Origin of the sequence: Bradyrhizobium erythrophlei, from assembly GCF_042430365.1 — a bacterium.
Classification (GTDB): Bacteria; Pseudomonadota; Alphaproteobacteria; order Rhizobiales; family Xanthobacteraceae; genus Bradyrhizobium; species Bradyrhizobium erythrophlei.
The window spans coordinates 1-1,169 of record NZ_JBHMET010000169.1 but is presented as its reverse complement, the minus strand read 5'-3'; the positions used below and the strand labels follow the sequence as shown (position 1 = coordinate 1,169).

The window sequence follows — 1,169 nt, the reverse complement described above, 5'->3', positions numbered from 1 at the left end:
GGCACTCACCCGAGCGAGGGTGAGAAGACACCCAAGCGGCGATGCCCCAAGCAGCCGATCGATTTCGGAGACCTAAGCTGGTAGGATAAGCTTCGACGGCTGGGGTTAGCAATGTGGCGAGCAACGGTCAGAGCAGCTTTCCTTTGGCTCCTTTTCACCTCGTCCGGTCTTGCCGAGACAAGGATCGCGCTCGTCGTGGGAAACTCCGAATACCAGAACGTTTCCCCGCTCACGAATCCCACCAAGGACGCCCGCCTAATAGCTGAGACCTTGACTAGATTGGGGTTTAGCCTGGTCGGCGGCGGCGCGCAGCTTGACCTCGACAAGGCTCACTTTGACGTCACGGTGCAAGCCTTTGGAAGACAGCTGCTCGGTGCGGACGTAGGGCTTTTCTATTACGCCGGACACGGGATTCAGGTTCGAGGGACCAACTACCTCGTGCCGATCAGCGCGAATCCAACGCGAGAAGCCGACGTCGACTTCCAGATGGTGGACGTCGGATTGGTGCTGAAGCAGATGGAGGGCTCCGGCACCAAGCTCAACATCGTGATTTTGGACGCTTGCCGCAACAACCCGTTTGGTGGCCGCGGCTTGAGGGCGGCCGAGGGAGGATTGGCCCAGATCCGGGCGCCGGAGGGCACCCTTCTTTCGTACGCCACGCAGCCGGGCAACGTCGCCCTCGACGGAGGCGACGGCCACAGCCCGTACACGAGAGCCCTGGTCGAAACCATGCAAAGGCCCGGGCTAGACGTCCTGCAAGCGTTCAATCAGGTGGGGCTGATCGTTAAACGCGCTACGGGCGGTTCGCAGCAGCCTTGGGTCTCATCTTCACCGATCGATGGTTCGTTCTATTTCGCGAGCGCACCTCCAACGATCGCGGCGCCAATCGTGGCTGCCGCACCTCCTACACCGCCGAAAGCTTTGCCTGTTCCGAGATCACTCGATCAACGCGCCCTAGAGTTCGCGGCCATAGATATGGATCGGTCGAGCGGCGATCCGGCTGCATTCTTGGCCTACGCGAGCCAGGTCTTTGATGATCGGGTCGAGTTTTATGGAAAGATGACTAGCCGAGCGGATGTTCTCAAGGAGAAGGAGCGGTACGTCGCGCGATGGCCGATTCGATCCTACAAACTCGTCCCGGAAGCTACACGAGCATCGTGCAATGAAGA

General features: G+C 60.0%; 1 protein-coding gene. It reads left to right on the top strand.

The genetic code is table 11. The features are described from left to right. Positions 1 to 111: 111 nt before the first annotated feature. A partial coding sequence (locus ACFFWD_RS25490; RefSeq protein ID WP_376969763.1) for a caspase family protein occupies positions 112 to 1,169 on the top strand: 1,058 nt, incomplete at its 3' end.